Consider the following 1,631-nt stretch of genomic DNA (forward strand, 5'->3'; position numbering starts at 1 on the left):
TTTTAAGGTTTTATGCCTTCTTTTTAGTGTCCATTTTTAGGGAACCCTTCTTCTTAATGTGTCCACATCTATGGGTACATTATATTTGATTCCTTTCTCTAGTCCCTCTTCGAGTCCTTTCTCGATTCCCTCTTCTACGCCATCCTGGTATAAATCTTCCAACGCTTTACACATATTAACGTTCCCTCCTTCTTCCGTCTTTACCGTTTTCAAATGTTGTGTCGATCCCAGCATTGCACAAACGGCATTATATGAGTCCTGATCAACCTGCACAAAATATGCCCTGTTATTCTGCACATAGCGTTTCAATTCTTCTTTGTTTTTTCTACATTTTAACATGCCGAATATCATCTGTAAATCTGTTTGAAAACACTCCAGGTTTTCCAGCTTTTTCGGGTCTATCAGGTTGATCCTGTAATTGGGTACGTACTTCGTCAGCAGCTTATACTCTTTTCGGTCTAATCCCAATAATCCATGCAAATCCGTACTCCCATCCCATTCTTCCTCACCATAGTAAAAAACAATATTCAGAACCGGCGATAAAAAATCTGTCCTCTTCATACCGGAAAGAAATTCTGCCGGTACTTTCATATCTTTCTTTTCCCTATGACTTTTCCGCAATTCATTGATCTGATCTGCATAACTTAAGGCATCATACAGCATTTCCCGTACAGGCATGGCATAATGTATCTCCCCTTGGTTCTCACATGCCAGTACTACAATCCGTGTGCCGTCATCCATTCTCATCATAATATCACGGTATCTTTGCACCGTGATCTCCTTGCCATCTGCCTTCTTAAGCACCAATCCCTGTTCCCCATCTTCAACCGCCATATTTTCTGCCGTAAAAACCTGCTCTCCCTGATAAAGAGAGCCATTTAACAAATCCGCCAAACGCCTTTTATCTGAAAGCCAGCGCTTCATATATACGTTACTCTTCCCCATATTCAATTTCTCCTTGTCAGACTTTTTTAATGCAAACCATCGTTTCGATCGACAAGTATTACACTTCCAATACGCATCACCTTTCTTCAATTTTAAAGTTCTATTTTTCAAACATTGAATAAACCGGCGAATCTGCCTGAAAGAATGAGATAGACAATCTCATATATCATTGAATATAAAGAATGTTTGAAATGCCCCACAGACTATTCTTTGGGTACATTCACTCTACCATAATTCCCTTTCTGTTACAAATAAAATATCTATAAATTTACCAGCGCCCATTTCTATAATCAAATTTCACCCCACATCTAATCCGGAAATTAGTGGCACAGGCAGAACCGCAGCATAGCCAAAATAAGGCACCCTAAAGCATTTCGTAACCCATTCCCTAAAGAAGTATCCGCAGCCAAACCACAAAACAAGGTACAACTTTCTCTTTCATAGTACCGTTTCCATACTGTATCACCAAACAAATCAATACGCTGCCCCCTAAAAGTATCCTCCCAAGTTGCCACCCTATCCAACCGATTGGATGCACCCAGCGAAAGGAAGGGATAGCCGCAACCCGCCCAAGTGCACATATGCCGCCTCGAAACGCTAAAGTGAACCTTAGAAATTCTTGGAGGCCGGCAGCCGGGAAAGTGGGGTGATTTTGTGATCACCGAATCACAAAATCACCCCACTTT

1 protein-coding gene is annotated in these 1,631 nt (G+C 41.2%); it reads right to left on the reverse strand.

The features are described from left to right. Positions 1–36: 36 nt before the first annotated feature. Positions 37–945, reverse strand: a complete 909-nt coding sequence (locus ARB69_RS25480; protein ID WP_055155411.1) for an Rpn family recombination-promoting nuclease/putative transposase — start codon at positions 943–945, stop codon at positions 37–39. Positions 946–1,631 lie beyond the last annotated feature (686 nt).

It is taken from the genome of Faecalicatena contorta (assembly GCF_001404335.1).
Lineage (GTDB): Bacteria > Bacillota > Clostridia > Lachnospirales > Lachnospiraceae > Faecalicatena > Faecalicatena contortus_B.

What these genes read in the sequence shown, in the direction of transcription:
- ARB69_RS25480 (WP_055155411.1), bottom strand. Translation starts at nt 945, where the DNA reads ATGGGGAAGAGTAACGTATATATGAAGCGCTGGCTTTCAGATAAAAGG.